This window comes from Jiella pacifica (assembly GCF_010500815.1).
In the GTDB taxonomy this organism is placed as follows: domain Bacteria; phylum Pseudomonadota; class Alphaproteobacteria; order Rhizobiales; family Rhizobiaceae; genus Jiella; species Jiella pacifica.
The window spans coordinates 90,770-117,506 of sequence record NZ_JAAAMG010000014.1; the positions used below are offsets into that span (position 1 = coordinate 90,770).

At 66.3% G+C, this 26,737-nt stretch carries 25 protein-coding genes; 14 read left to right on the top strand and 11 right to left on the bottom strand.

Annotated elements, in window-relative coordinates:
• Positions 1-45: 45 nt before the first annotated feature.
• The 8 genes from GTK09_RS16930 to GTK09_RS16960 all read left to right on the top strand — a co-directional run bounded on the left by GTK09_RS16930 (position 46) and on the right by GTK09_RS16960 (position 7,885).
• Entirely contained in the window at positions 46-852 is an 807-nt protein-coding gene (locus GTK09_RS16930) for a tetratricopeptide repeat protein (RefSeq protein WP_163464697.1), read from the top strand.
• A 104-nt stretch (positions 853-956) separates the two neighbouring features.
• A complete protein-coding gene (gene queG, locus GTK09_RS16935; RefSeq protein ID WP_163464643.1) occupies positions 957-2,114 on the top strand; it encodes a tRNA epoxyqueuosine(34) reductase QueG in 1,158 nt (385 codons plus the stop codon).
• Positions 2,089-2,469 carry a hypothetical protein gene (locus GTK09_RS16940; protein WP_203561080.1) on the top strand — a complete coding sequence of 127 codons (381 nt, stop codon included), beginning with the start codon at positions 2,089-2,091 and terminating at the stop codon, positions 2,467-2,469. The genes queG and GTK09_RS16940 overlap by 26 nt, the downstream gene beginning before the upstream one ends.
• Before the next feature lie 5 nt (positions 2,470-2,474).
• Entirely contained in the window at positions 2,475-3,389 is a 915-nt protein-coding gene (locus GTK09_RS16945; protein WP_163464644.1) for an SDR family oxidoreductase, read from the top strand.
• A 143-nt stretch (positions 3,390-3,532) separates the two neighbouring features.
• Positions 3,533-4,465, top strand: coding sequence for a cell wall hydrolase (locus tag GTK09_RS16950; protein WP_163464645.1), 933 nt, complete (start codon positions 3,533-3,535; stop codon positions 4,463-4,465).
• A gap of 143 nt (positions 4,466-4,608) precedes the next feature.
• Positions 4,609-6,087 (top strand): alkaline phosphatase D family protein, encoded by a 1,479-nt coding sequence (locus GTK09_RS16955; RefSeq protein WP_163464646.1) that lies wholly within the window; start codon positions 4,609-4,611, stop codon positions 6,085-6,087.
• Between the two features lie 688 nt (positions 6,088-6,775).
• Positions 6,776-6,904 (top strand): hypothetical protein, encoded by a 129-nt coding sequence (locus GTK09_RS27845; RefSeq protein ID WP_281353437.1) that lies wholly within the window; start codon positions 6,776-6,778, stop codon positions 6,902-6,904.
• A 348-nt stretch (positions 6,905-7,252) separates the two neighbouring features.
• Positions 7,253-7,885, top strand: coding sequence for a nucleoside/nucleotide kinase family protein (locus GTK09_RS16960; RefSeq protein WP_203561081.1), 633 nt, complete (start codon positions 7,253-7,255; stop codon positions 7,883-7,885).
• Between the two features lie 149 nt (positions 7,886-8,034).
• Here GTK09_RS16960 and GTK09_RS16965 read toward each other — a convergent pair whose 3' ends face one another.
• Both GTK09_RS16965 and GTK09_RS16970 read right to left on the bottom strand, forming a co-directional pair.
• Complete coding sequence (locus GTK09_RS16965) at positions 8,035-8,889, bottom strand: M15 family metallopeptidase (RefSeq protein ID WP_163464647.1); 855 nt, start codon at positions 8,887-8,889, stop codon at positions 8,035-8,037.
• Positions 8,879-10,291: a YARHG domain-containing protein gene (locus GTK09_RS16970; RefSeq protein WP_163464648.1), complete on the bottom strand. Its 1,413-nt coding sequence runs from the start codon at positions 10,289-10,291 to the stop codon at positions 8,879-8,881. The genes GTK09_RS16965 and GTK09_RS16970 overlap by 11 nt, the downstream gene beginning before the upstream one ends.
• 196 nt (positions 10,292-10,487) lie before the next feature.
• On the opposite strand from GTK09_RS16970, the gene GTK09_RS16975 reads away from it, so the two are divergent.
• The 3 genes from GTK09_RS16975 (at position 10,488) to GTK09_RS16985 (ending at position 14,599) form a co-directional block, all read left to right on the top strand.
• Entirely contained in the window at positions 10,488-12,128 is a 1,641-nt protein-coding gene (locus tag GTK09_RS16975; protein WP_246217961.1) for an AMP-binding protein, read from the top strand.
• A gap of 134 nt (positions 12,129-12,262) precedes the next feature.
• Entirely contained in the window at positions 12,263-13,063 is an 801-nt protein-coding gene (locus GTK09_RS16980; protein ID WP_163464650.1) for an outer membrane protein, read from the top strand.
• 273 nt (positions 13,064-13,336) lie between these two features.
• Entirely contained in the window at positions 13,337-14,599 is a 1,263-nt protein-coding gene (locus GTK09_RS16985; protein ID WP_163464651.1) for a GGDEF domain-containing protein, read from the top strand.
• Here the strand turns inward: GTK09_RS16985 and GTK09_RS16990 are convergent.
• The 3 genes from GTK09_RS16990 to GTK09_RS17000 all read right to left on the bottom strand — a co-directional run bounded on the left by GTK09_RS16990 (position 14,498) and on the right by GTK09_RS17000 (position 16,115).
• The gene (locus tag GTK09_RS16990) at positions 14,498-14,740 is read right to left on the bottom strand and encodes an Lrp/AsnC family transcriptional regulator (RefSeq protein WP_163464652.1); all 243 of its coding nucleotides are present in this window, start codon (positions 14,738-14,740) and stop codon (positions 14,498-14,500) included. The two genes, GTK09_RS16985 and GTK09_RS16990, sit on opposite strands and share 102 nt — an antisense overlap.
• A 112-nt stretch (positions 14,741-14,852) precedes the next feature.
• Positions 14,853-15,494, bottom strand: coding sequence for a uracil-DNA glycosylase family protein (locus tag GTK09_RS16995; protein WP_163464653.1), 642 nt, complete (start codon positions 15,492-15,494; stop codon positions 14,853-14,855).
• A 9-nt stretch (positions 15,495-15,503) separates the two neighbouring features.
• A complete protein-coding gene (locus GTK09_RS17000) occupies positions 15,504-16,115 on the bottom strand; it encodes a glutathione S-transferase (RefSeq protein WP_163464700.1) in 612 nt (203 codons plus the stop codon).
• Positions 16,116-16,295: 180 nt separating this feature from the next.
• On the opposite strand from GTK09_RS17000, the gene GTK09_RS17005 reads away from it, so the two are divergent.
• From GTK09_RS17005 to GTK09_RS17015, 3 genes are all read left to right on the top strand, one after another.
• Complete coding sequence (locus tag GTK09_RS17005) at positions 16,296-17,810, top strand: sensor histidine kinase (RefSeq protein WP_163464654.1); 1,515 nt, start codon at positions 16,296-16,298, stop codon at positions 17,808-17,810.
• A 96-nt stretch (positions 17,811-17,906) separates the two neighbouring features.
• Positions 17,907-18,152: a DUF1289 domain-containing protein gene (locus GTK09_RS17010; protein ID WP_163464655.1), complete on the top strand. Its 246-nt coding sequence runs from the start codon at positions 17,907-17,909 to the stop codon at positions 18,150-18,152.
• Positions 18,142-18,852, top strand: a complete 711-nt coding sequence (locus GTK09_RS17015; RefSeq protein ID WP_163464656.1) for a retropepsin-like aspartic protease family protein — start codon at positions 18,142-18,144, stop codon at positions 18,850-18,852. The genes GTK09_RS17010 and GTK09_RS17015 overlap by 11 nt, the downstream gene beginning before the upstream one ends.
• A gap of 18 nt (positions 18,853-18,870) precedes the next feature.
• On the opposite strand, the gene GTK09_RS17020 is transcribed toward GTK09_RS17015, so the two are convergent.
• The 6 genes from GTK09_RS17020 to GTK09_RS17045 form a co-directional block, all read right to left on the bottom strand.
• On the bottom strand, positions 18,871-19,689 hold the full coding sequence (locus tag GTK09_RS17020) for a sulfite exporter TauE/SafE family protein (RefSeq protein ID WP_376768010.1): 819 nt from the start codon (positions 19,687-19,689) through the stop codon (positions 18,871-18,873).
• A gap of 88 nt (positions 19,690-19,777) precedes the next feature.
• Positions 19,778-21,262 carry an ATP-binding protein gene (locus GTK09_RS17025; RefSeq protein WP_312869910.1) on the bottom strand — a complete coding sequence of 495 codons (1,485 nt, stop codon included), beginning with the start codon at positions 21,260-21,262 and terminating at the stop codon, positions 19,778-19,780.
• Positions 21,263-21,419: 157 nt separating this feature from the next.
• Positions 21,420-22,844 carry a dihydrolipoyl dehydrogenase family protein gene (locus GTK09_RS17030; RefSeq protein WP_163464659.1) on the bottom strand — a complete coding sequence of 475 codons (1,425 nt, stop codon included), beginning with the start codon at positions 22,842-22,844 and terminating at the stop codon, positions 21,420-21,422.
• A gap of 88 nt (positions 22,845-22,932) precedes the next feature.
• On the bottom strand, positions 22,933-23,760 hold the full coding sequence (locus GTK09_RS17035) for a TVP38/TMEM64 family protein (RefSeq protein WP_163464660.1): 828 nt from the start codon (positions 23,758-23,760) through the stop codon (positions 22,933-22,935).
• Positions 23,761-23,953: 193 nt separating this feature from the next.
• Positions 23,954-25,063: an ABC transporter ATP-binding protein gene (locus GTK09_RS17040; RefSeq protein ID WP_163464661.1), complete on the bottom strand. Its 1,110-nt coding sequence runs from the start codon at positions 25,061-25,063 to the stop codon at positions 23,954-23,956.
• Positions 25,064-25,091: 28 nt separating this feature from the next.
• Positions 25,092-26,717, bottom strand: a complete 1,626-nt coding sequence (locus GTK09_RS17045; RefSeq protein WP_246217970.1) for an alpha-glucosidase family protein — start codon at positions 26,715-26,717, stop codon at positions 25,092-25,094.
• Positions 26,718-26,737 lie beyond the last annotated feature (20 nt).

Consider the following 26,737-nt stretch of genomic DNA (forward strand, 5'->3'; position numbering starts at 1 on the left):
CGGCGAGGCTACGCCCCTCACGCCCTGGCGGATGGCCGCAAAGGCATGTTCGCCGCCCTCCTCTGCGGCATGACGGTGATCGCAGGTTGCCAGACCGGGGCGGACGTCGCCGCGATCCAGGCGATCTCCCTCGACAAGAACCAGGGCACCGAGCAGAACATCGGTTCCCTGACCGCGACGGTGAACGCCAACCCGTCGGATCCCGAAGGCTACAACGTTCGCGGCACGGCCTATGGCCGGGCCGGCGAGTACGAAAACGCCATTGCCGACTTCAACCGCGCCATCCAGCTTGATCCGAATTTCTACCAGGCCTATGCCAACCGGGCGCTGATCTATCGCCAGATCAACGATCCGGCCAAGGCCGCCGCCGACTACAACAAGGCGATCGCGATCAATCCGCGCTACGGCTCGGCCTATATCGGCCTCGGTAACGTCTACCGGGTGGCGGGGCGCAACCGCGAGGCGCTCGGCTATTTCCAGAAGGCGATCGACCTCGGCACTTCGGATCCGCGAGCCTACCACAATCGCGGCCTGCTCTATCAGATCGACGGCCAGCACAAGCTGGCGATCGAGGACTTCTCCCGAGCGATCTCGCTGCAGCCGAGTGCCGCCGAGCCCTATTCGGCCAGAGGCGTCTCCTATCTGGCGACGGGCGACGACGACAACGCCTTCGAGGACTTCAACACCGCGCTGCGGCTCGACGACACCAAGGCGGAATACTGGACCAACCAGGCCCTCGCCTACGAGCGCAAGGGCGACCGCAGCAAGGCGTTCCGCTCCTATGCCCGCGCCGCGCAGTTGAACCCGGACTACCGTCCGGCCAAGGACGGCATGTCGCGCACCAGGGTGTGACGAGGAAAGCGCATCGCATCGGGAAGCCAGGCTCGCCCGTTTCCGAAGCCGACCTCTCATCCCACGCCCTTGCGAGCCGGCGAACCGCCGGTCATATCCGCCCCATGTCGCGCGCCGCCCTCGCCTCGCTGAAAGACTTCCTCCAAGCCGACGCTCGCCGGCTCGGCTTCGGCGGAACCGGCGTCGCGGACGCGTCCGGCAATCTCCTTGCCGGGGAGCGGCTGGCGGACTTCGTCGCCGAGGGCCGCCACGGCACCATGGGCTGGCTGCCCGAAACCATCGATCGCCGACGCTCGCCCAGGGATCTCTGGCCCAACGTCCGCTCGATCGTCGTCGTGGCGATGAACTACGGGCCGGACGAGGACCCGCTGGAAATCCTCGACCGCCCGGAGAGAGGCGCGATCTCGGTCTATGCCCGCCACCGGGACTATCACGACGTCATCAAGGGCAGGCTGAAGGAACTCGCCGGCCGGCTGATCGCCAGAGCCCGTGGAGCCGGTCTGGGCGAGCATGACGCCAAGGTCTTCGTCGACACCGCGCCGGTGATGGAAAAGCCGCTCGGCGAGCTTGCCGGCCTCGGCTGGCAGGGCAAGCACACCAACCTGTTGTCGCGCGATTTCGGCTCCTGGCTGTTTCTCGGCTCGATCTTCACGACGCTCGACCTCGAAGCGGACGCGCCCGGCCTCGACCGTTGCGGCTCCTGCCGCGCCTGCCTCGACGCCTGCCCGACACACGCCTTTCCCGCGCCGTACCAGCTCGATGCCCGGCGCTGCATCTCCTACCTCACCATCGAGACCAAGGCCGTCATCCCCCGAGAATTCCGCACGGCGATGGGCAACCGCATCTATGGCTGCGACGACTGCCTCGCCGTCTGCCCGTGGAACAAGTTCGCTCAGGATGCCAGCGAGGCCAAGCTGATCGCCCGCGACGATCTGAAGGCGCCGAGGCTCGACGCCCTTCTCGCTCTCGACGACGCGGCATTCCGCGCGCTCTTCTCCGGCTCGCCGATCAAGCGCATCGGCCGCGACAAGTTCGTCTCCAACTGCCTGATCGCCGCCGGCAATTCGCATGAACCGGAGTTCGCGCCGCAGGTCGCGGCGCTGCTGCACGATGCCGCGCCCCTCGTCAGGGCGATGGCCGTCTGGGCGCTTTTTCAACTCGATCGTCGCGAGGCCTTGCGACTTCGTGTTGTCGCGCTTGATAGAGAGACAGACGAGACGGTGCGGAGTGAATGGCATGCTCTTCCAGAAAGCCAAGACTGAGCCGCCCGTTCCGGCAGGCTCGATGAGCGCGCCGGGAAGCGCGCTGCCCGATCACGAGGCAGGGCCCGAGGCACGGGTGCGCCGGGCCCTCATGCAGTTGCGCGAAGGCGGCTTCCTGCCGCGCCCCGACGTCGCTGCGGGATCGGCGGCGCTCGGCGCAGGCGCGCTCGGCGCCGGAGCCGTCGGCGCCCTGGCCCTCGGTGCCTGCGCGCTTGGCGCCGTCGCCGTCGGGGCGTTCGCCATCGGGCGTCTGTCCGTCGGCCGGGCAAGGATCGAGGAGGCGGAGATCGGCCGCCTGAGGATCGGCCGGCTCGAGGTGGAGAGTTTCGTTCCAACCAGCCGAAGGCTCGGATAGAGCCCATGCATCTTTTCGTCTTCGGCTACGGCTACTCGGCCGCCCATTTCGTCGACAGCCTCGACAAGCAACGGGTGACGGTCGAGGCCGTCACGGTCCGCTCGCGCGACAAGGCTTCCTCCATCGCCGCCCATGGTCTGAAGCCGCTGGTCTTCAATGGCGAGCGGCCGGCCGACGGCGTTGCGGGGGCGCTCTTCCGCGCCACCCATCTCCTCGTCTCGGCCCCGCCGGGCCACAAGGCGCCGAAAGGCGCCAGCGTCGGAGGCGCCAATGCCCGCTCCGGCGACCCGGTGCTGCGCTGGTATTTCGACGAGATCGCCCATGGCAGCCGGAACCTGCAATGGATCGGCTATCTGTCGACCGTCGGGGTCTATGGCGATCACGAGGGCGAATGGGTCGACGAGGAGAGCGAGGTAAAGCCGCGCTCGGAGCGCTCGAAGGCGCGCGTCGAGGCGGAGAAGGCGTGGATGAAGCTCGGCGAGACACGCCGGATCCCCGTCGCGATCATCCGCCTGTCGGGGATCTACGGGCTAGGCCGCAACAGCTTCGTCAGCCTGAAGAACGGCACGGCCAAGCGCCTGGTCAAGCCGGGGCAGGTGTTCAACCGTATCCATGTCGAAGACATCGCCGGAGCGACGAAGCTCTTGGCCGAAAAGCGCCTCGGTGGGATCTTCAACGTCACCGACGACGAGCCCGCGCCGCCCCAGGACGTGGTGCTTCATGCCGCCGAGATGGTGGGCGCCGCGCCGCCGGATGAAAGCGACTTCGCCACCGCCGAACTCTCGCCCATGGCGCGCAGCTTCTACGGCGAGAACAAGCGTGTCTCGAACAAGAAGATCAGGCAGGCGGGATATGACTTTCGCTATCCGACCTATCGCGAGGGACTGGAGAGTGTGAAGGGCGATTACGAGGAAAAATGAGGCGAACGGCCCGTCTCGCCGCGGCACCTTCGGCTCGTTGCCTCCCGGCCGACCTGCGGCCCGGCGGCAACAGTCGGCACCCGACATCCGGCGCGGCCCGAATGTGTCGATTTATTGCCCCAATCGGCAATCACGAGTTCGTCATGAACTTGAAACACGCCGTTACCGCATTTCGCCGCACCGTTGCTGCCCTCCTCGTCCTGCCGCTCGCCGGCTGCATCGGGGCGCCAGGCGCCGACGAGGCCTTCGACGCCCTTGCCGCCAAGAAGGATTTCGGCCCAGCGCAGGAATGCCTGGCCCGAGCGATGTATTTCGAATCGAACCGGTCCAGCGAGGACGGTATGCTGGCCGTCGGCACCGTCGTGATGAACAGGGTAAGCTCCTCGGACTATCCCGACGACGTCTGCCAGGTCGTCGGCCAGCCGAACCAGTTCGCCCCCGGCGTGATGACGCGCGAGATGCGGGCCGGCAAGGAGCTCGCCATGCAGGTCGCCTATCGCGTCCTCGACGGCGAGCGGCACAAGGGCGTCGACAAGGCGAAATTCTTCCACACTGCGGGAATGAACTTTCCCTATCGCAACATGAGCTATCGGCTGATCGCCGGCGGCAATGCCTTCTACGAAAAAGTCTCCCGTCGCCTCGATCCCGAAGCGCGGATCGTCAGCCAGGCGGAGGTTCGGCAGGCTCAGAATGCCGGCGGCGCCATCGATCTGATGCGCACCGCATCCACTCGCCCGCAAACGTCCGTCGGTTCGTCGACGGCCATCGGCTATGCCGAGCCGCGACCGGCGAGCGGCGCGCCGGTTCCGCACGGGCGGCCGGCAGAAGCGGCCGCGACCGCAACGAAGAGCCCGTTCCTCGACATGTTCCGGGACCGCCAGAGGTCGCCGGCCAAGGGCGAGGAGCGCCAGGGCCGCGTGGTCGAGGCGGCAGCGGCCGAAGCGCCCGCTCGTGAGGGTTCAGCCTCCGAGGATCTGCCCGGCGTCGAAACCAAGCTCGGACTTGCCGACGATCATGGAGCGGAGGTGAGCGCCACCACCGCGAAGGAAACGGAAGCCTGGCTGCGGCGGTGGTGAGGCGCTGACGTCTCCCTTCGCGACGGATGATGCCTGCATCGCCCCGCCACCGCTGGCAACGCGCGCTCGCCCGCTATATCTGCGACGGAGCCGTGGACCGGTCGAGCAACCGGATGCGGGCTGGCGGGACGAAGAGTTGATCGATGGCAGGCATGAATGGCGAAGCGCCGCCGGCGCCGACCGGAAACCGCGCGGCCCCCGATCGGGTCGGCCCGGTCCTCTTTGCGCAAGGCGGCGACGCCGACCGGGACAGGCTGCGGGCGCTCCTCGTGCTCCCTGCCGGAGAGCGCCCTCCGAAGCTCGTCACAGACGAGGGGGAGATAGCGCCGGTGACGCTCGCCGAGGAATTCGGTCGCACCGTCCACGCCTATGATTTCTCCCTGCCGAGTGGGACTGGCGGCACTTACGAGATCGCTGACGCCGGCCATCCCGTCGTCTCGCCGGCGACGCCCGACATGCGCGTCGCCTATGTCTCCTGCAATGGCCAGGAGGAGGGCGATCTCGACCGTCCCATCGAGGAGCGGGACGCGGTGTGGCAACGGCTGGCCGACGAGAACCTGCAAAATCCCTTCGCCCTGCTCCTCCAGGGTGGCGATCAGCTCTATGCCGACGACGTCCTTCTCTGCCATCCGGAGGTCGAACGCTGGGCGAGCATGAAGAAAACCGAGCGCGGCGCCGTCCCGCTGACGCCCGAGATCACCGAAGCGTTGCGCCGCTTCTATTTCGAGCGGTACCTCATCACCTACGCGCGCCCGGCCTTCGCCAGCCTCGCCGCACGCGTCCCCTCGATCATGATGTGGGACGATCACGACATCATCGACGGCTGGGGAAGTCATCCCGCGGAAATGCTCGACAGCCCTGTCGGGGCCGAGATCTTCGCCGCCGCGCGGGAGATGTTCCTGATCTTCCAGTTGGCGGTGCGGCCGGGCGAAACGCCGGCGACCGGCTTCGACCCAACCGGGACCAGTCTCGGCACCGCGATCCGCTATCCCGGCCTTTCGATCATTTCGCCGGACCTGCGCAGCGAGCGCCGCCTCGAGCAGGTGATGGGGCCGGCCGGCTGGCGCATGTTGGAAACCGCCTTCGCGCAAACTCCGAAGGGCGACCGCATCCTTTTGATGTCGAGTGTGCCGGCGCTCGGACCACGACTGAGCTGGGTGGAATTCGCCGCCGACGTGATCCCCGGCAGCAACGAATACGAGGACGACCTGCGCGACCAGTGGCAAAGCCGCACCCACCGGACCGAGTGGAAGCGGCTCCTGTCGCTGTTGGCGAACTGGGGAGAGAGCGGGCGGGGCGAACTCACCGTCCTGTCCGGCGAGATTCACCTGGCCACCCGGGGCGAGATGCGGCTGAAGGGCGGCGGCGTCATGCACCAGCTCGTCGCCTCGGGCATTTCCCATCCGGCGCCCTCGCCCGGCTATCCGAGAATGCTCGGCCTCCTGGCCAAATTCGGCGAGAGCCCGCTCAAGGGACGCAAGATCCGGATCCGCCCCCTGCCCGGCTACGCGACGACCTATGCCGGCGAGCGCAACTTCCTCGTCCTCCATCGTCACGGCATCGCCTGGAAGGCTGCCTGGGAACTGGAACACACCGGACGGACGGAGCCAGTCTCCATCTGAGGCCGAAAGACCAGGAAGCCGCCCCACTTGCCCCGCAAGAACGTCACGCGGCGATCCTTCGAGCCTGTCGCACGCGGCAGCCCCAAACGGTATGGCCGACGGAGCGAAACGGCGAGGCACCCATGAACTGGCCGGCGCGTCCTTCTCGACAACCTCTCTTTACCCAACGTCAGATAAATTGCTTTTAGAGCGATACCAGGAAAGCCGCGACTGGATTGTATTTTATGGTCTGCTCGCCGGAAAATTGTTTATCCCAGCATGAATGAGCGGCAATTTGATGAATATATGCGCAATTTAAACTGCAGAATCCACATTGACTCTCTTTTCGTCGAGCGTCAAATTGCCTGTGCTTGATACTGATTACCCGGCTGAAGAATGGCATCGCCATCGGGTCACGACTCCGCGGCATTAGGAGTCAGGGCTTAAATCGCACGGATCGACGAACGATACATACCACGACCCACGATCTCGACATTCTCCCGACGGAGGTTCCGAAACGGAATGTCGAAACTTCGCGCGTCCTGTGATCGCCGGGTTGAGACAAGGTCCACCCGTAAAGTGGAGGCATCACTCGCCCATCGATTCGGGGGAGGGAAATGACCAGCCAGGCGGCGGCGCCTCGTACGGAGGCGCCGGTTCGGCATCAAGCGTTGGGGCATGGATCGTAGTATCGGAATCGAGGCGTCTCATGCAGCAGCATTCGGCATCGGCAGATCGCAAGATCAAGCTGGACTTGACCAAACTCTTCGGAATCCGGGCAGTCCGGGCTTTGCCCGGCGGTTTCCGCCCGATCACCATTCTCAAGCGCGCCGCTTGAGACTTTCCGGGCCCACCATCCTCGTCAGCGCTTTTCGGCCGACCCTCGGCCTGTAGCCGGCCCGATCAGGCTTCGGCTGCAAGTGCGCTTCCGCGGCTTCGCGACCCGCCAGTCGATCCCGGTGGCATCAGCGAAGATTGGGTGAAGACGGTCGAAGAAGCGGTCGGCGGAGGGCGCCGCCGCATATCGCGGGAAGTGCGTCGAAGGCCGCCCGCCTTTCCCCTCCAGGGTACATTCCGCCACACGGCCTTCCCGCATCGGTGCGCAGAGAAGATACCGTTTCGCCTTCGACGATGCTGCGCTATCAAACGATCTTCGCATGTCTCGTCGAATCCCGGAGCGAACCCCATGACGATCCGCCTGTCTCGCGAGGACTTCGTCGCGCGATTGCCGGAGCTTCCGCCTGGCGGCAGGCGTCTGATCGCCCTCGCGGGTCCCCCCGGCGCCGGCAAGAGCACCCTTTCCGATTGGCTGCTGGGCGAACTCGACCGGGCGGCGCCCGGCCGGGCGGCGGTGTTGCCGATGGACGGTTTCCACTTCGACGACATGGTGCTGGAAGCGCGGGGCGACCGGCCGCGCAAGGGTGCGCCCCACACCTTCGACACCGGCGGCCTCACCACGACGCTGAAGCGCCTCGTCGAAAACCCGGAGTGCGAGATCGCCATTCCTGTCTTCGACCGGGCGATCGAGATCGCCCGCGCCGGCGCGCGCATCATCGGGCCGGACGTCCGCACCATCCTCGTCGAAGGCAACTACCTGCTGCTCGACGACGCGGCATGGTCGCCGATGCGGGCATTCTTCGACGTCACCGCCTTCATCGACGTCCCGGAGGCGACCTTGCGCGAACGGCTGGCGGCGCGCTGGGTCGGCTATGGGCTCGACGAGGCTGCCATTCACGCCAAGCTGGAAGGCAACGACTTTCTCAACATGCGCACGGTGATCGCCAACAGCGTACCGGCGGACTTCGCCATCGTCGAATAAGCCCTCCCGGCGAAGCGCCGTCGCGAGCCACGTCGACAGAGACGTGCCGGCGGCGGCGGGGATACTGGGAGCGGGACCGAGGAACTCGAAACGCGAGCCCGCCCGCTCCCGACGTTTCGGCCCCAGACAGCACGGAGAAAGGACCGCCGTCAGTTCCGCGGGCAACCGCGCGCTTCGGCCAACCGGCCGATGGCGATCAGTTCCGGCCGATACTCGAAATGCATCGTGTCGTAGTGATACCACTTGCCTCCCCAGATGAAGCCGTGGCGCTCGAAGACGTCGACGATGCGCTTGGGAAACTTGTTGCGATAGCGGGGCACGTTGCCGGGCTTGCCGCCGCTCCACAGCCAATAGTCGGCATATTTCGTGTTGAGGTCGATCGCCGCCCCGAAACTGTGGGCGGAAAGCCGCTTGGTGCCGGCGACGACGCGCCAGTTGAAGGTGCCGGCGGACGGCACGAGATAAGCTTTCAGGTCGGGCTCGGCGGAAAGCTCCCTCTCCACGGACTTCAGGGCCGCGTCTGCGCCGCCGGCCGTGGCGAAGGGGAGCTTGGCTCCGAACCAGTCCACGCGGGCGAGATTGGCCTCCGCCGCCTGCCGTGTCGCGCCGTAGATCGCGCGGAAGACGGCGTCGTTGCGGATGCGGCCGGGATCGAAGTTGCGCTCCGGCGGCTGGCCGTCGTCGCAGGCGCCGATCGGATAGATCTGGGACAGCATGTCTTCGACGTCGGCGGCGGCGAGCTTCTCCTCGTGATCCTTCTGCCGCCCGTCGTCGACGGCAATGCGGCTGCCATCGGCCAGCACGAGGGCGTCGGGTTCGATCGCCGCCACGGCTCCCGGATAGGCGCTCTGCAGCGCCGCGAGCCGGTCGAACAAGGGCACCGTAGAGGCCGCGCTTGCGGCAGGAGGCGCAAGAGCCGCCACAATCGCTGCGACCAGGAAGAGGTCGGCGGCAAACTTCGCCCGCCGAATCCAGTCACGCGAACGTCGCCCCTCAGCAGCCATTCTGCCGCTCCAGGGCCTGGAGCCGGCTCACCTCCGAAGCGTCGGAGCCGCGCGGGCTGGCACCGGTGCAGCCGGCATTCGAGAAATATCGCTGTGCCTTCGCCGTCTTGAAGCAGTAGCCGGCGAGATCGAACAGAAGGTTGCGCGCGTACCAGAGCTGCCCGCAGGTGGATGCGGCGAGATCTGCGGGAATCGGATAGCCGCGATAGGTCGGACCGGTATTGGCCGGCGGATTGTAGGCCGGTGGATTGTAAGCGGGCGGCTGATTGGTGCTCGGTGGCGCGCCGTAGTTCGGCACCACCACGGCCTGGCGGGTATCGTCCTGCCCCTCCGGCTGCGTGTTTTGCCGCGAAGCGGCCTTCTGCTGCTCCGCCTCGGCCCTGGCGCGCTCTTCCTCCGCGGCCTTCACCCGATCCGCCTCCTGCCGCTTCATGGTGAGGAACGCCGAAGCGGTATCTGCCTGGGGACAGGCGCGGTTATCCAGCATGAACCGCTCATAGGCATCGAGCGTGTCGAGTCGCCGCGCGTCGCGATAGGCGGTTTCGCAGGCCGCGCCCTTCGCGGCCTGATCGCGCAGGGCCATGACGACGTCGCGGCCCGGGCAGTCGATGTTCTCGTCGAGATAGGCCGAATAGGCCGCGACCGACCCCTCGGCGCGGGCCCGGGCGAAGTTCCGTTCGCAGCGCTCGCGATCGGCCTTCTGTGCCTCGCTCGCCCGCAGCGCCGTGACGAGGCCGTCGGCCTCGCCGGCCTGCGGACATTGCGGAAAGAAGTCCCGAAACGCTTCGAGCCGCGCCGGGTCGTTGTCGCGTTTCGCCTTGGCGAAGGCCGCGGCGCAGGCCGGATCCTCCTTCTCGGTCGGGATCTCGACGGAAAACGACTGGACGCAGTTGAGCCCCGGATCGGCCCCTCCTGCGCCGCGCGCCCAGAGCCGGATTTCGGCGTCGACGCTGGCGCCATTGTCGCGGAACGGCCGGACGAGGACGGTGATGTCGGCGCTGGAGGCACTCGCCACCAGTTGGTCGATCTCGCGGGACGCGCCCTCGGAAAAGCCGCTGTAGCTCGTGGCGATCGACTGGAAATTGTCGGCCTTGGTGGTGCGGGCGTTGGTGCGCGTCGAGATCAGTTCGGAAAGGTCCGAGAGGATCGCCGTCTTCTCGACCGGGCCGAGCAGCGTGTCGTCGGTGCTGACGCCGAGGATGTGGATGTGCTGCGCCCCGCCGTTCGGCACGCATTGCCGGTTGATCTGCAGCCCCTGCAGATTGGTCAGGATCTGCAGTTCCCAAAGCTCGTATTGCGCGGCGGCCGAGACCGGCCGTGGCAGCACAATCGAGCCGCAGAGGAAGGCGAAGAGAGCGATCCTGGCGATGAGTTCGGTCAAAGCGAAAACCCGTCGTCTCATGACACTACCGCGCATCGAAGCGCAAAGTTCAAGCGGCGCTCCGCCTCGTCGGCCCCGGGACGTTTAAGCACGAAGTCGCGGCCGTGTCGACGGAATTGACGTTGCGTCGCCTTGCGGTGCGTGCATGCTCTTTTGCCTCCGGCTCTGCGGGCGGGACTTGCCGCGACACGCGGCGGATGCTTCTTGGCATGTTGCGATGCAAAATTATCAGACCCTCACCGCCGCATTCACCTGGAACCTGCCCGCCCGCTACAATATCGCGGCCGCCTGCGCCGACGATTGGGCGCGGGCGGCGCCCCGGCGCGTCTGCCTGATCGAAGATCGCGGCGAAGCCCCGGCGGTGACGCTCGGCTACGGCGAACTGGCGCTTTCCTCCCGCAGGCTCGCCGCTGCGATGGCGGCGAAGGGCGTTGGTCTCGGCGATCGCGTGGCGATCGTCCTGCCCCAGAGTTTTCAGACGGCGATCGCCCATCTCGCCGTCTACCGGCTCGGCGCCATCGCCGTGCCGCTGGCGATGCGTTTCGGCCCGGAGGCGCTGGGCTTCCGGCTGAAGGCGGCGGGCGCGAAGATGGCCGTGCTGCACCGCGACGGGCTCGAGACCTTCGGCGCCGTCCAGGATGAACTGCCGGCCCTTGAAAGCGTCGTCGTGGTCGAAGGCGAACGCGACCAAGGCGGCGACCAACTCGACTTCGATCGCCTGATCGCCGAGACGAACGGAACCATCGAGGACGCCGCGACGGGGCCGGACGATCCGGCGCTGATCATCTTCACCTCCGGCACGACCGGACCGCCCAAGGGCGCGCTGCACGGGCACCGGGTCGTCCTCGGCCATCTGCCGGGCATCCGCTTCCATCACGAGGATTATCCGCAAGCCGGAGACCGGATCTGGACGCCATCCGACTGGGCTTGGGCCGGCGGTCTCCTCAACGTCCTCCTGCCGTCGCTGCAGCTCGGCGTGCCGGTGGTGTTTTCGTCCGAGCGGTTTCGGGCGGATGAGGCCTACCGGCTGATGGCGCGGCAAGGGGTCCGGAACGCCTTCCTGCCGGCGACGGCGCTGCGCATGCTGGCCGCTGCGGGCGACGAGCCGGCGGTGAAGGATCTCACCCTTCGCACCATCGCGTCGGCCGGCGAAAGCCTGCCGGCGGCGACCTACGAATGGGCGCGCCGGTCCCTCGCCATCACGGTCAACGAGTTCTACGGCCAAACCGAATGCAACATGGTGCTCGGCTCCTCGGCAGCTCACGGCGTCTCGCGCGCCGGGGCGATCGGCAAATCCGTGCCCGGCCACGTCGTCGCGCTTCTCGGCGCGGACGGGCGGGAAGTGCCGAGGGGCACGCCCGGAACGATCGCGGTCAAGGCGCCCGACCCGGTGATGTTTCTGAATTACTGGCAGGACCCCGAAGCGACCACGGCGAAATTTTCCGGCGACTGGCTGATCACCGGCGATCAGGCGGTGATGGACGAGGACGGCTACGTCGCCTTCGTCGGCCGCGACGACGACATCATCACCTCGGCGGGATACCGGATCGGCCCGGGCGAGGTGGAAAACTGCCTGCTCGCCCACGAGGCGGTGAAACTCGCCGCCGTCGTCGGCAAGCCGGACCCGCTGCGCACCGAGATCGTCAAGGCCTATGTCGTCTTGAAGGACGGACAGCCCGGCTCCGCCGCCCTTGCCGCGGATATCCAGAGCTTCGTTCGCACCAAGCTGTCGGCCCACGAATACCCGCGCGAGATCGCCTTCGTCGACGAGATGCCCTTGACGACCAGCGGCAAGATCGTCCGCCGGATTTTTCGCGAGCGCGCCCATGCCGAAGCGGCCGAGGCTGGCGAGAAGTGACGGCGTCATCGGCCCGGATGGTTAAAAAACACGGTTAACGACCGATTAACCCTTCCCTGCGACAGTCCCGCTCAAGGTGGCGGCGGCAATCTGCGGCGCAAATCAAGCCGCCATGGGCAGAGGATCTGAAGTCGATGAAAGTGTGGAATTGGTTCGGCGCACTCGCGTCTGTCGCGATCTGCTCGGCGAGCGGGACGGCGATCGCCGCCGATCTTTCCCCGATCTACGATATGCCGACCTATGAGAGCGTACCGGAGGTTCAGCCGGTCGAGATCGGCACCGGCTGGTACCTGCGCGGCGACGTCGGCTACCAGTTCAAGAGCGATCTCGACACCAGCTTCGATGCCAGCATCAACGGCGCGACCGTGGCGAGCGGCACGTATGACGGCCTGGAACTGCCGGCGAGCGCTTCCTTCAGCGCCGGCATCGGCTACAAGTTCAACGAGTTCCTTCGTGCCGACGCGACCTTCGGCTACTGGAGCCGGGACGTCGACGGGGCTGGCCTCACCTCCGGCGCTCTTTCCGTCGACACCGAGGCGACGGCCTACGAACTGATGGCCAACGCCTATGTCGATCTCGGCACCTATGCCGGCTTCACGCCCTATCTCGGCGCCGGCGCGGGCGGCGTACAAGTGTCTTACGATCTGAAATGCAACTATGCCGGCATCGATTGCAGCTCGACCTACGACAGTTTGGGCATCGAGGAAGGCTCCGACTGGCGCTTCGCCTATTCGTTGATGGCCGGCGTTTCCTATGACGTTTCGCAGAATCTGAAGTTCGACCTCGGCTATCGATTCACCGATGTCGACGGTGGCGAAATGCTGTCGATCTCGGGGGTCGACACCTCGACTGGCAACACCTTCAACGCGACCAGCCGGGACGACGGTTTCCAGCGCCATACCATCCAGGCGGGTATTCGCTATTCGCTCTGGTAGGCCCGGCGGTATCGTTTCGGGCTGAGAGACCGGCCGATTTCTTCCACTGCGGCCGCTCCTCGAGAGCAATGTCGGTCGGCCGCCTGCGGCTGACCGTCGCGGTAATCCTCTTTGATTCAGGCGGTTGCCTTCGGGTAACAACGAGTCGTGGCGCCCCGGCTCCCAAGCGTTCGTCGGGGGAGCACGATCATTTCTGACTCTTTTGAACGATCGGCTAAAGGCGGCTTTAAGTTGTAATCAGGCATTATCAGTTGCGGAGGACGTCGCGACGCCATGCAACTGGATCAAGTCGATCGCCTGATATTCGAACGCGGCTATCGCTTCGCCTTCCCGGAGGACGTCGAGGCGGCATACAACGCTTACCGCATGCGCTTCAGGCGCCGTTTGTCGACCGCCATGCTGGGGCCGACGCTCGTCTGCTACAATGTCTTCCTCGTCGTCGATTACCAGCTGTTGCCGGAGACATTCTGGCTGAGCGTGATGCTTCACTTCCTCGTCGTCTCGCCGATCATCGTCCTGTCGTCGATCCGCATTCAGACCGACTGCGATCTCCTCACGCAGGACGTCTGCACGGCGCTGGGCCCCCTGGCGATGATCGGACAGGTGATGGCGATCTACGCGATGAGCACCAGTGAGTCCGCGCAGCACTATCAATATCTGGCGATCTTCGTGCTCATCTACATGAATCTGTTGTTCCGGATGGAATACCGGCATGCCATCGTCGCGAGCGCATGTGCCGTGACGGTGTATGTCGGAACGCTGCTCGTCGCCGGAGCACCGCTGCCGGTCCTGGTGATCGGCGTGATGGCGTCCGGTGCGGCCTGCTATCTCTCGCTGTCGGGAAACCGCCAGATGCAGCGGGATGCGCGCCATGGCTTCCTGCGCCGCATGCAGGACAAGCTCCGCATCGAAGAAGCAAAGACCGAGGCATCGCGGGATGCGCTGACCGGGCTGTTCAACCGCCGCCGCCTGGAAGCGGTGTTCGCGGAGCTGGCGACGGTGTCGCCGGAGCTGCCCGTCGCCGTGCTGATGATCGACGTCGATCACTTCAAGCAGTTCAACGATCAGAACGGCCATCTCGCGGGGGACCTGTGCCTGCGGGCGATCGCCGATCTTTTGGTCGGCGTGGCCCGGAAGGATCGCGATCTCGTTGTTCGCTTCGGTGGCGAGGAGTTTCTGGTTCTCCTGCCAGCCACCTTGGCCGACGATGCCTTGCGAATTGCCGAACGCATCCGTTCCGAGATCGAGGCTCTCGGCATCCGTCATGCGGATGGCAAGACGGGCGTCACCGTCAGCATCGGCGCGATGGTCGACGACATGAGCGCCGGCTCGCCCAAGACGCTCATCGCAGGCGCAGACGCGGCGCTCTACGCCGCCAAGCAGGCCGGCCGCAACCGGGTCTGGCCGCCGCCGCTGCCCTATCCCGCCGAAGACCTATCCGAAAGCCTTGAAGGCGACGAGAGTAAAGGTGTCGGACACGCCCTCGAGCACCTGCAGCCGCTCCGTGACGAAGTGGCCGATGTCGCGGTCGTCTGACAGATAGAACTTCGCGATGAGATCGTAGTGCCCGGAGGTCGAATACACCTCCGAAATCTCCTCGACTTCCAGCGCCAGAGAATCCGCCACCTTATAGGCCATGCCCGGCCGGCATTTGAACTGTACGAAGATCGTCTGCATCGTCTTTTCCCGCCGTCGCCATGCGCGATTGCCTTGTCTGAATCGCCTTGATCGTCACGGCTTATAGGCCGAGCGTCAAGGCCGCGAAAGCGCCCGGGCGGCGCCCCTGTCGTCAGACCAGCGCCGCGACACGGCGTTTCAGCTCCGGCAGGAGTTCGTCCGCAAACCACGGGTGACGTCGCAGCCAGGCGTTGTTGCGCCAGGAGGGATGCGGCAGCGGCAGGACGGGCGCGAAGCGGCCGCCGTCATCCAGGACCGCCCGCCAGTCCAGGACCGTCTCGGTCAAGGAGCGCTTCGGGCCGGCCTTCACGTGAAAGCGCTGGGCATATAGGCCGATCGCCAGAACCAGTTCGACCTGCGGCATCGCCGCCATCACCCGTGCATGCCAGGTGGCGCGGCATTCCCGTCGGGGCGGCAGGTCGCCGCCCTTGCCGTCATAGCCGGGAAAGCAGAATCCCATCGGCACGATGGCGATGCGGGAGGGATCGTAGAAGACCTCCGGGCCGATCCCCATCCAGTCCCTGAGGCGGATGCCGGAGGGGTCGTTGAAGGGCTTCGTCGTCTTGTCGGCAAGATTGCCCGGCGCCTGCCCGGCGACGACGATCCGCGCCGCGGGCGAAAGCGCCAGGACGGGATTGGGCTCGATCGGCAGCGGCCGACCGATCGGCTGGTCACGGCAGATCCGGCATGTCCGGATCGTCCGGTAGAGCGCCTGCGGATCTTCCGCGTCGCCGACCTCGTTCGCGACGTGCATGACGAACGCTCAGGCCTTGGCACTCGGACGGGCGGAGACCTCCTCGTACCAGCGCGCCACGTTCGAAAGTCCGTCCGGCATGGCGATCTTCGCCGGCTTCATGAAATCGATCGCGACGAGGCCGGTGATGTCGGCAACGGAAAAGCCGTCGCCCGCGGCGAAGCGGTTGCCCGCGAGATGAGCGTCGAACAGCTGCAGGAACTCCGCCGCCTTGTCGCGGTTCGCCTCGCCCCAGGCGGGGATCTGCGGTACCTCCCACTCGGCCATGGCCGGGTGGGTGTGACGGAAGGCCGCAGCCACGGACGCGTAGAGCCCCAGTTCGAGCCGGCGGTTCCACATCTCAATGGTGGCGATCTCGAGGGGCGTCACTCCGAACAGCGGCGGCTCGGGGTGAAGCGCCTCGACATAGCGGCAGATGGCGATCGATTCGGTGATGACGGTGCCATCGTCCAGTTCGAGCACCGGCAGGCGCTTGAAGGGATTGCGGCTGGCGATCTCGTCCGAGCGGTGCTCGAGCTTGGTCATGTCGACCGGCACGAGCGCGATCTCGACCTTCTTCTCGGCCATGAAGATCCGAGTCCGCCGCGGGTTGGGCGCGCGGCCGCCGTCGAACAGGCGCATCGGCATTTTCTCCCGTCGTTCCGTTGGCGGAAAGCCTCCGCCTCCGGTTGGTTCCCGTCGTTCTGACGGCAATGACTGGCCCGCCACGAATTTCCGGTTCCTTAAGGCATTTTTTTAAGGTTGAGGAAACAGAATGGTGGTCCGACCGAAACGCGATCAAAGGCCTTCTGCCGTCAGTTCATGTCTTTTGCAGCACCGCCCACCGTCGACCATGGCTCCGCCCGCCGACCTGCCGTTCGCAACGGCGAACTCGCAAAGACGTTGCGGGCCGCTCGCGAGCGCCTGGCGATGCGCGGCGAGATCGGGCCACGCTTCACGCGCGAGCTTTTGATCCACCATGCGGCCGCGTTGAAGGCTGCGGCCTTCATCCTGCCGCTGCCGGTCATGGCAACGGGATTCGGTCTGTCGGTGTTTCTCGGGCCGCTGCCGGCGGCCCTGTGGACGCTCGTCGCCCTCGGCTGCTATCTCGCTCTGGTGGCGACGGCGCGCCGCTTCGGCAGCGAGCCCGTGCCGGACGAGGCGCTGGTGCGCTGGCGCGGCCTGTTCCTCACCGGCCATGCGATGACGGGCCTGTGCTGGGCCTATCTTGCCGCGCTCGATCCGGCCGGCTTCCCGGGCCGCGAATTCGGGATCTTTCAGTTCACGGTGCTGTTCGTCGTCATCGCCTCGACGGCCATGATCTCCTTCACCCTGAAGGCCGTGGTTCCGGTGACCTTCGCACTTGCCGCCGTCTTCCTCGGCCTAGGCATCGCCGGCGAGCCCAATGCCGCCCACATCGCGATGACCGGCATCCTGATTGCAGCCGTCGCCTTCTTTTCCCTCGTCAGCGAGATCCTGCGGCGTTCGGCGCTGCGCGGCTTCGTCCACCAGGCCGAGAAGGACGAGCTGATCGCCGAGCTCGAGACTGCTCAGGTGATCTCCGACGAAGCGCGGCGGCGGGCCGAGGAGGCCAACCTCGCCAAATCGCGATTCCTCGCCACCATGAGCCACGAACTCAGAACCCCCCTTAACGCCATTCTCGGCTTTTCGGAGGTGATGAGCGGCGAGATGCTCGGCCCGCTCGGCTCCGATACCTATCGCTCCTACGTCCGCGACATCCACTCCTCCGGCCAGCACCTGCTCGGGTTGATCAACGAGATTCTCGATCTGTCGCGGATCGAGGCCGGGCAGTTCAGCCTCAACGAGGAGGCCGTCGAACTGGTCGCCATCGCCAGAGAGTGCCTCGGCGTCGTGCGGATCAAGGCGGAGGCCAAGGGACTGCGGGTCCATGGCGCCTTCGAGCAGAACCTGCCGGCATTGTGGGCCGACGAGCGGGCAGTTCGCCAGATCATCCTCAATCTCTTGTCCAATGCCGTGAAATTCACCCCCCGGGGCGGCGAGATCGTCGTCTCCGTCGGCTGGACGGCGGGCGCCGGACAGTACGTCTCGGTGAAGGACGACGGTCCAGGCATCGCCGAGGCGGAAATTCCGCTCGTCCTGTCCACCTTCGGCCAGGGTTCGGTGGCGATGAAGAGCGCCGAACAGGGAACCGGCCTCGGCCTGCCGATCGTCCAGGCGCTCGTCAAGCTGCACAATGGCGGGTTTCAGCTTCGTTCCAAACTGCGCGAGGGGACCGAAACCATTGCGGTCTTCCCGCAATCGCGCGTCCTCGAAGTGATGCCGGCGCTCGACGACCCGCGATGGGCCGCCGAGTGATCCGGCATGGCGGGAACGCCCGCTCTCGGTTGCGTCCCGGGCTTAACGTCGCCATATGGGCGGGAATTGACACGCCCAACTTCGAGCCGAATTTCGATGGCGATCGAAAGCCCCTGCATTCGGACCTGCAGCATCGACCCCGCGACCGAGCTGTGTCGCGGCTGTGGGCGCACGATCGCGGAGATCGCCGGCTGGGCATCGTTTTCGCCCGAGACGCGTCGGACCATCATGGCAAGGCTCAGCGAGCCGGCAACCAGTCCGCCCGCACCTTCGAGAGACCGGCCCTGTTCGGCACGAGACGTGCGAAGGCAGAGGACCGCAGCGAGCGCCGATGCGTCGTGACCTGATTCTGTATTTCGTACTCGGTGCGCTGGCGCTGACGCTGGTGCTGCTCGTGACCAACGGGGACGGCACGATCCTCGGTCTCGGCGAGGACAGTTTCGCGCATCTGGCCCGGCTCGCCATTTTCGGTCTCGCCATCGGCGCCGTCGTGGTGATGTCCGCGCGGTTCCGCTTCGGGCAGATGCTGCGCAATGTCCTGATCTGGACCGCCGTCTTCGGGGCGGTGATCGGCGTCTATGCCTTCCAGCCGGAATTCCTGGCCTTGAAGAACCGTGTCTTCGCCGTGTTGATGCCCGGCAGCGTGGTGTCCCTCGGCGAGGAGGGCGGGCATCGCCGTTTCATGGCGACGCGGGCCGCCGATGGACATTTCTATCTCGATGGCGCGATCGACGGCGAACCGACGACCTTCATCGTCGACACCGGCGCCTCGGTGGTTGCGATGGATGCCGAGACGGCACGATCGGTCGGCGTCGATCTCTCGCGGCTGAGCTTCTCCAATGAGGTCATGACCGCCAACGGCATCGCCAAGGCGGCGCCGATCCGGCTCCAATCGGTCACCATCGGCGGGATCACTCGAACCAATGTCGCGGCCGCCGTCACCGAAGGGCCGGGCCTCGACACGGTGCTCCTCGGCATGAGCTTCCTCGGGACATTGACGTCCTACGACTTTCGCGGCGACCGGCTGGTGATGACGGACTGAACGGAATCGGGGCCGACGTCAGATCAGGCTCCAGGCAAACCGCGCCGCGACGATCAACAGGAAGCAGCCGAAGCCGAGTTCCAACTGCCTGCGAGACAGCCGGTGCGCCAGCGCCGCGCCGAGCGGCACAGCGAGGATGGAAGCGGGCGCGACCAGCGCAACGGCGAAGACGTTGACGTAGCCAAGGCTGAAGGCCGGCAAAGCCGCCTCGCCCCAGCCGCCGGCGATGTAGGTCAGGAGCCCCGGTACGGCGATCAACGCGCCGACGCCGGCGCTCGTCGCCACCGCCTGGTGGATCGACCGGCCGTAGAGCGTCATGAAGGTGTTGTTGAGAACGCCGCCGCCAATCCCCATCAGCGCCGACAAGATGCCGATGATCAAGCCGGCGACGAAGCGGCCGAACCCGCCCGGCAGATCGTCGCCGAGCCGGAAGGACAGCCGGCCGACCAGCATCTTCAAACCCAGGAGAAAGGCGAGCGTGGCGAAGATCGCCCGGAGTTCCGCCGAACTCGCCACCGAGGCGGTGAGCGCGCCGACGACGGCACCGAGAGGAATCGCCAACAGCCATTGCTTCAACAGGGTCGTATCCACGGCGCCGCGCCTCAGATGCGACGTCAGCGACCGGATCGACGTCGGCACGATGATGGCGATCGACGAGCCGACGGCGAGATGCATCGAGACGAGATGACTGACGCCGAGCGTCTCGAAGGTCTGGTAGAGCACCGGGACGAAGATCGCCCCGCCGCCGATGCCGAACAGGCCGGCCAGGAAGCCGGCTGCCGCGGCGGCGACAAGAAGGGTCGCGATGATAGGAATGAGGCTGACGCCGTCGGGGATGGTCATTGCAACGGCCTAGCCGATGCAGGCGGCCCGATGCACCAACTTTCGTAAGGCGACCGTCGCGTTCTCCACCGATGGCGCCGAATCACGTCTGCGCCGCCGCCGGCTCCCGCCGAGCCGCCTTGCCGGAGAGCCTGATCTCGAAGCGCGTACCGGGGCGATCGCGGGCCGCAAGCTTGATCTCTCCGCCGTGGGCCTCGACGATCTCCGCGGCGATCGGCAGGCCGAGACCGGTTCCGCCCGAGCGGGCGGAACCGCGAAAGGCCTTGAAGAGATTTTCGCGGGCGACTTCGGGAAGCCCTGGGCCGGTGTCCTCGACGAACATCTGCAACTCGCCCCAGCCGCCCGGCCCGGCCGCCTGAAGCTCAGCGCCGATCCGGATCTGCCGAACCACCACGGAGGGATCCTCGGCAAGGCTCGTCAGGGCTTCGACCGCATTGCGGCACAGATTGAGCATGACCCGGTGGAACTGGTCCGGATCGACCATGGCGAGAAGATCGGCCGGCACCGCGTTGACCAGCCCGATCCCCGACTTCGGGTCGAGGGCGAGGCTCTCATAGACGTCTTCGGCGAGCAGCCTCAGCCGGACCTCGCGGCGCACCGGCGCGCTCTCCACCGCCCGGCCGTAAGCCAGCACCGACTGGGTATAATGCAGCGCCCGATCGAGACTGCGCAGAAGCAGGGGAGCGAAGCGCTGCACCGTCGGATCCTCGACCGCGGCCAGACGGTCGGAGATCATCTGGCTGGAGGCGAGGATGTTGCGCAGGTCGTGATTGATCTTCGAGACGGCGAGGCCGAGTTCGGCGAGGTGGCGCTGCTCGCGCAGGGTCTCGTTCAGCCGCCGCTGCATTTCGGCGAGTTCGCCCTCGGCGACGCCGATCTCGTCGGATCGGCGATTCGGCTTGATGATCCGGTCCGGGTCGGTCGGATTGGCGCCGAAACTGACCATCGACCGGGTCATGTTGAGGATCGGCCGCACGAGATAACGGCTGATCGCGGTGTAGACCAGGAGCGCGGCGAAGAGTGCGATCGACAGGGACAACAGGAAGACGTTGCGGGAATAGACGAGCATCGCCCGGCGCAAAGGCCGCTCGGCCATCACCACTTCGGCGCGCACGGCCTCCTCGCCCACCTCGCCCTGAACCCGCATCGTCCGATTACCGCCGAACAGCAGCGTGTCGAAGGCGCCGAAGATCATGTCCATCGCCGACTGGTCGGACAGAGAGATCTGGACGTCCGGGATGCCGACGGTCTCGGCCCGCGCCAGAAGCCGCGAGGCATCCTGATCGTTGATCGCGATCAACTGGGCGTCGAGCGCCTTCAACAGCGCCGATTCCTGGTTCGGCCCGAGCACCGAGCCGGGGCCGGCGTCGACTTCCTCCGAGGCGAGACCGGCAACGGCGACGGTCTCGATCTTGGCCGTCAGCCAATCGTAGCGGAACTTGGCGACCGAGGGCACGAAGATCAGCACTTCGGCGAGCATGACGGCGAGCGCAGTGATGACGAGAATGCGCGACGACAGCCGCCGCCGCACCTTCGGCACCGGCTGGTCGCCGGAAGCGCCCGCCACCGATCTCACTCGGTCGTCCAAGAATGTCCCCGCTCTCGCCCGGCCGCCCTCCCGCGGCATTCGACCTCGATCCCGGATCCCGTCCGATCCGGACCCTATTCTCACCGCCCGTCGGCCCCCCAGCCGAAATCAAAGCGACGAAACCATCATCGGCCTTTCAACCGAGCCGGGCAAGCAAGCGCACCGCCCGACGCACGAAGGCCTTCTCCGTATAGGGGCGATAGTAGACCGTTGCCGCGCGCTTTCCAATTTCCGAGAGCGTCGGATAGGGCGAAATGAAGTCGCGAAGATCGGAAACGGCCATGTTCTTTCCGACCGCGAGCGACAGCATGTTGGTCATCTCGCCGGCGGCGAGCCCGACGACACCGGCGCCGATGATGCGCCCGCCCTTGCCCAGAACGAGCTTCACCAGCCCGTCGGTATGGCGTTCCGCCTGGGCCCTGTCGTTTTCAGCGTAGGGCCACCGGAGCACGTCCTTCAGCGCGCCCGAGGCTTTCGCCTCGGCCTCCGTGGCGCCGATCTGCCCGAGCTCGGGATCGGTGAAGGTGACATGCGGCAAATGGTCACGCCGTTCCTTAACCGGCAGGCGGAAGAGGATCGGGCGAAGCACCAGGCCAGCCTGATAGTTGGCGACATGGGTGAATTGCGGGCCGCCGGCGATGTCGCCCACGGCGTAGACGCGGCGATTGGTGGTGCGCAGATCGGGGCGGACCTTGATGCCCTTGGCGTCATAGTCGATGCTGGCGGCCTTCAGCCCGAGACCCTCGACATTCGGCGCCCGCCCGACGGCGACGAGAAGATGGCTTGCCGCGATCTCCTCGCGGCCCCCACCCGTCTCGATGGTGATGGAGGGGCCGGCCTCACCTTTCCTCACGGCAACGACCTTGGCGCCCTTCCGCAGGCTCACCCCCTCCTCCCGCAGCCGGTCGAGAACCACGGCGGCAAGTTCCGGATCGTCACGGCCGAGAAACGTCCCGGCTTCCACCACCGTCACCTTCGAGCCAAGCCGCCGATGGGCCTGGGCGAGTTCGAGGCCGATCGGCCCGCCGCCGATGACGACCAGATGGTCGGGCCGTTCCCGGAGGTCGAAGATCGTCTCGTTGGTGAAGAACGGCGTCTCCTTCAGCCCGTCGATCGGCGGCACGAAGGGCGAGGAGCCGGCGGCGATCACATAGCGGCGCGCCTGGACGATCTGTCCGGCCGCCGAAACGGTCTTCTCGTCGACGAACTCGGCGTGGGATTTCACCACGGTGACGCCAAGGCTCTCGAAGCGCTCGACGGAATCGTTCGGCGCGATGGCGTCGATGACGCCGCGGACATGATCCTTGACGGCGGAAAAATCGACCTGCGGCTCGCCGACCGAAATGCCGAAGCGCTTCGCCTCGCGGATCGCGGCGACGTGTTTTCCCGCGGCGATGAGCGCCTTGGACGGCACGCAGCCATAGTTCAGGCAGTCGCCGCCCATCTTGCCGCGCTCGACCAGAACCACCTTCACGCCGAAGGCGGCGGCCGCCGCGGCCGTCGTCAGCCCGCCGGAGCCGGCACCGATGACGCAGATGTCCGGCTTGAGAATGGGCGCCATCGCCGCTCCTCCCTCGTTGTCAGAATTTCCTCATATCTGGCATCGGCGGCCCGAACGGAACGTCCGGGCCGCCGTCGGTCTCGACGTTTCAGGCCGCGCGTTTGCGCAGCACCGTCTTCTTCAGCACCACGCCGAGAATGGCCAGCGCGGCGAGGCCGACAAGGGCGATGGTCATTTCCGGCGTCACCAGATCCCCGATCGAAACGTCGTTCTCGCCGGCATTGACCAGTGCCTGATCGAGACCTGAGCCGAGAAATGCATAGACCATCGAGCCGGGGATGATGCCGAGAAAGGTGGTGACGACATAGGTGCCGAGCGTCACGTCGAAGAAGGCCGGGGCGACATTGACGACGAAGAAGGGCAAAACGGGCGTCAGCCTGAGGATCAGGAGATAGGCGAAGGCGTCGTCGCGGAACCCTGCGGCAAAGCGCGCAATGGCACCGCCGGACTTCTTGCGCAGGACGTCGCCGAAGGCGGTGCGCGCGGCGAGGAACAGGATGGTCGCGCCCAGAGTGGCGCCGATCACCGTCAGCGTCCCGCCGATCAGCCAGCCGAACAGGAAGCCGGAGGCGACCGTCACCAGCGAGGCGGCGGGAAAGGACACCGCGACGAGCCCGGCATAGAGGAGGATGAAACCAAGGCCGGAAAGAAAGACGTTGGCCGAGACCCATTCCTTCAACACGTCCCGGCTGTCGAGGAAGGCCTGCAGCGAGAGATAGCGGTGAAGGCCCAGCATGTAGGCGGTGGCCAGCGCCGCGAGGAGAACCAGGATCGGCAGGTAGCGCGAGAGGCCGGAAGACTTGGTCGAGCCGACCGTCCCCGACGCCGCCTTCGATGCGGGATCGGCGCCGCCTGCCACATCGGCAGCCGACGCTTCAGCTCTCGGGTCGTTCGGCTTCGGCCTTGCGATCGGCATGGCGGCTCACGTCTCCGGCTGTCGGACGCAAAAATGCGGCCCGAGCGATTGAACGGCGCTGCCCGGACGGTCCACCGCCGGTCGGCATCGACATGAACGACTTCGTCGAACGATAGGCCGACATTACCGCCCGGCGACCACACTTTGGGAACACGGTTGCGTCAACAGCGGGGGAACTACGGGCGCGCCCACCTCACGCCGCCCGGCGCATCTGCGAACGGATCGCCCGCCCCTTCTCGTCGAAAAGGCGCATCGCCTCCGGCCTTGCGGTAAGGCCGATCGTCGTACCGCGCTCGATGGCGATCTCGCCCGGCAGCTTGGCGACGAAGGGCTCGTCCGCCCGGCCGTTGTCGATATAGACCAACGTCACCTCGCCGAGCGATTCGGTCAGCACCACCTTGCCGCGGAACGGCGCGCCGGCCTCTTCGGTGACGGACAGGTCTTCCGGCCGGATGCCGAGATGGGCGGGCTTGCCCTGCAGCGAGCCGGAGGTCGCGATCGGCAGGTCGACCTTCGAGCCGCCCTCCGGCACGACGCGGGTGGTCGCCCCTGCGCTCTCGATCTTCGCCGGCAGGATGTTCATCGAGGGCGAACCGAGAAACTTGGCGACGAAGAGATTGTCCGGCGAATTATAAAGATCCATGGGCGAGCCGACCTGTTCGACATTGCCCTTGTTGAGGACGACGATCCGATCGGCCAGCGTCATCGCCTCGACCTGGTCGTGGGTGACGTAGACCATCGTCGTCCCCTCCATCCGCTCGTGCAGCCGGGCGATCTCGATGCGGGTCTGGACGCGCAGGGCGGCGTCGAGATTGGAAAGCGGTTCGTCGAACAGGAACACCTGCGGATCGCGGGTGATTGCCCGGCCGATCGCGACGCGCTGGCGCTGGCCGCCGGACAGCGCCTTGGGCAGCCGGTCGAGATAGGGCTCGATCTGCAGGATGCGCGCCGCTTCGCGGACCTTCCCGTCGATCTCGGACTTCGGCTTTCCCTTCTCCAGCGTCAGGCCGAAGGCCATGTTCTCGTAGACCGTCATGTGCGGATAGAGCGCGTAGGACTGGAATACCATGGCGATGCCGCGCTGCTTCGGCGTCAGGGCGTTCACCACCTTACCGCCGATCTCCAGCGTGCCGCCGCTGATGTCCTCGAGCCCAGCGATGACGCGCAGAAGCGTCGACTTGCCGCAGCCGGACGGGCCGACGAAGACGACGAACTCGCCGGCCCTGATGTCGAGGTCGATGCCGTGCAGCACCTCCACCGAGCCATAGGCCTTGCGGACCCCGGTGAGCTTGAGATTGGCCATCAGATCCTCCCAAATCCGTTCGCGCCTGTCAGAGGGCGCCGATGAAGCCGTCGTGGTCGTCGAGATGAACGAGCGTCCCCTCCCGGCGGCCGCTAAAACCGTGGTCGCCCAGCGGATGCGGGTCTAGGCCCTCAGGCAGCGGAAAGACGCCTGCATCCTCGGACAGATTGAAGACGCAAAGGAGCGTCTCTCCCGCGCCTTGCCGCAGGAAGGCAAGGATGCCCGCCGGCGCATCGAGGAAGCGGATCGCCCCTGTCGCCAGCACCGGATGCCGTCGCCGAAAGCCGATCAGGCCGCGATAGAAGTGCAGCAGCGAGCCTTGATCGGCCTCCATCGCGTCGACGGCTCGCGCCGCATGTTCCGGCGGCACCGGCAGCCAGGGTCGGCCAGCGGTGAAGCCGGCGTGAGCGCTGCCCGCCTCCCAGGCCATCGGCGTGCGGCAGCCGTCGCGGCCCTTCACCTCCGGCCAGAAGTTGATGCCGTAGGGATCGACCAGATCCTCATAGGCAACGTCGGCCTCCGTCAGGCCGAGCTCCTCGCCCTGATAGAGGCAGACCGAACCGCGCAAGGTGAGGAGAATACCGGCGGCGAGCCGCAAGGCGCGCTCGGCGTCGCGGCCGCCGGCGGTCCAGCGCGTGGCGTGGCGTTCGACGTCGTGATTCGAGAACGCCCAGCAGGCCCAGCCCTGAGGCCCCGCCGCCTCGAAGCGCTCGACGACCGCCCGGATCGCCTGCGGCTCCGGCATGTGGCCGGAGAGGAAGTCGAAGGCGTAGCACATCTGCAGCCGGTCCGGCCCGGTTGTGTACTCGGCCATCAGCTCGACGCCGCGGATCCGCTCGCCGACCTCGCCGACGGTCATCGCGCCGTATTCGTCGAGCAGCGCCCGCAACTCGGCGAAGAAGGTGAGAACCTCCGGCCGGTTCTTGTCGTGGAGGTGATCCTGGAAATTGTAGGGCTGGTTGCGCGAGGCCATCACCTCGGACTGCAGCCCGGGATCGAGCGGCGGATTGTCGGTGAGATCGGCGTCGTGGAAGTAGAAATTCGCCGTGTCGAGCCGGAAGCCGTCGACGCCGCGCTCCAGCCAGAAGCGGACGTCGTCGAGCAGCGCCCGCCGGACGGAGGGATTGTGGAAGTTCAGATCCGGCTGCGAGGTGAGGAAGTTGTGGAGGTAGTATTGCCGACGGCGGGAATCCCACTCCCAGGACGTGCCGCCGAAGACCGAGAGCCAGTTGTTCGGCGGCGTGCCGTCGGGTTTGGGATCGGCCCAGACATACCAGTCGGCCCTGTCATTGTCGCGGCTCGAACGGCTCTCGACGAACCAGGGGTGGAGGTTCGAGGTGTGGGACAGCACCTGGTCGATGATCACCTTCAGCCCCAGCCGGTGAGCCTCGGCAACGAGGGCGTCGAAATCATCGAGTGTCCCGAAGATCGGATCGACGTCCCGGTAGTTCGCAATGTCGTAGCCGAAATCCTTCATCGGCGAGGTCATGAAGGGCGAGATCCAGATCGCGTCGACGCCGAGCGAGGCAACGTGGGCGAGGCGGCGGGTGATGCCGGCGAGATCGCCGATGCCGTCGCCATTGGAATCCTGAAACGAGCGCGGATAGATCTGGTAGAGGACGCAGCCCCGCCACCAGTCCCTGTCCTCACTCATGGCGGAAGCATTGGGGGCGG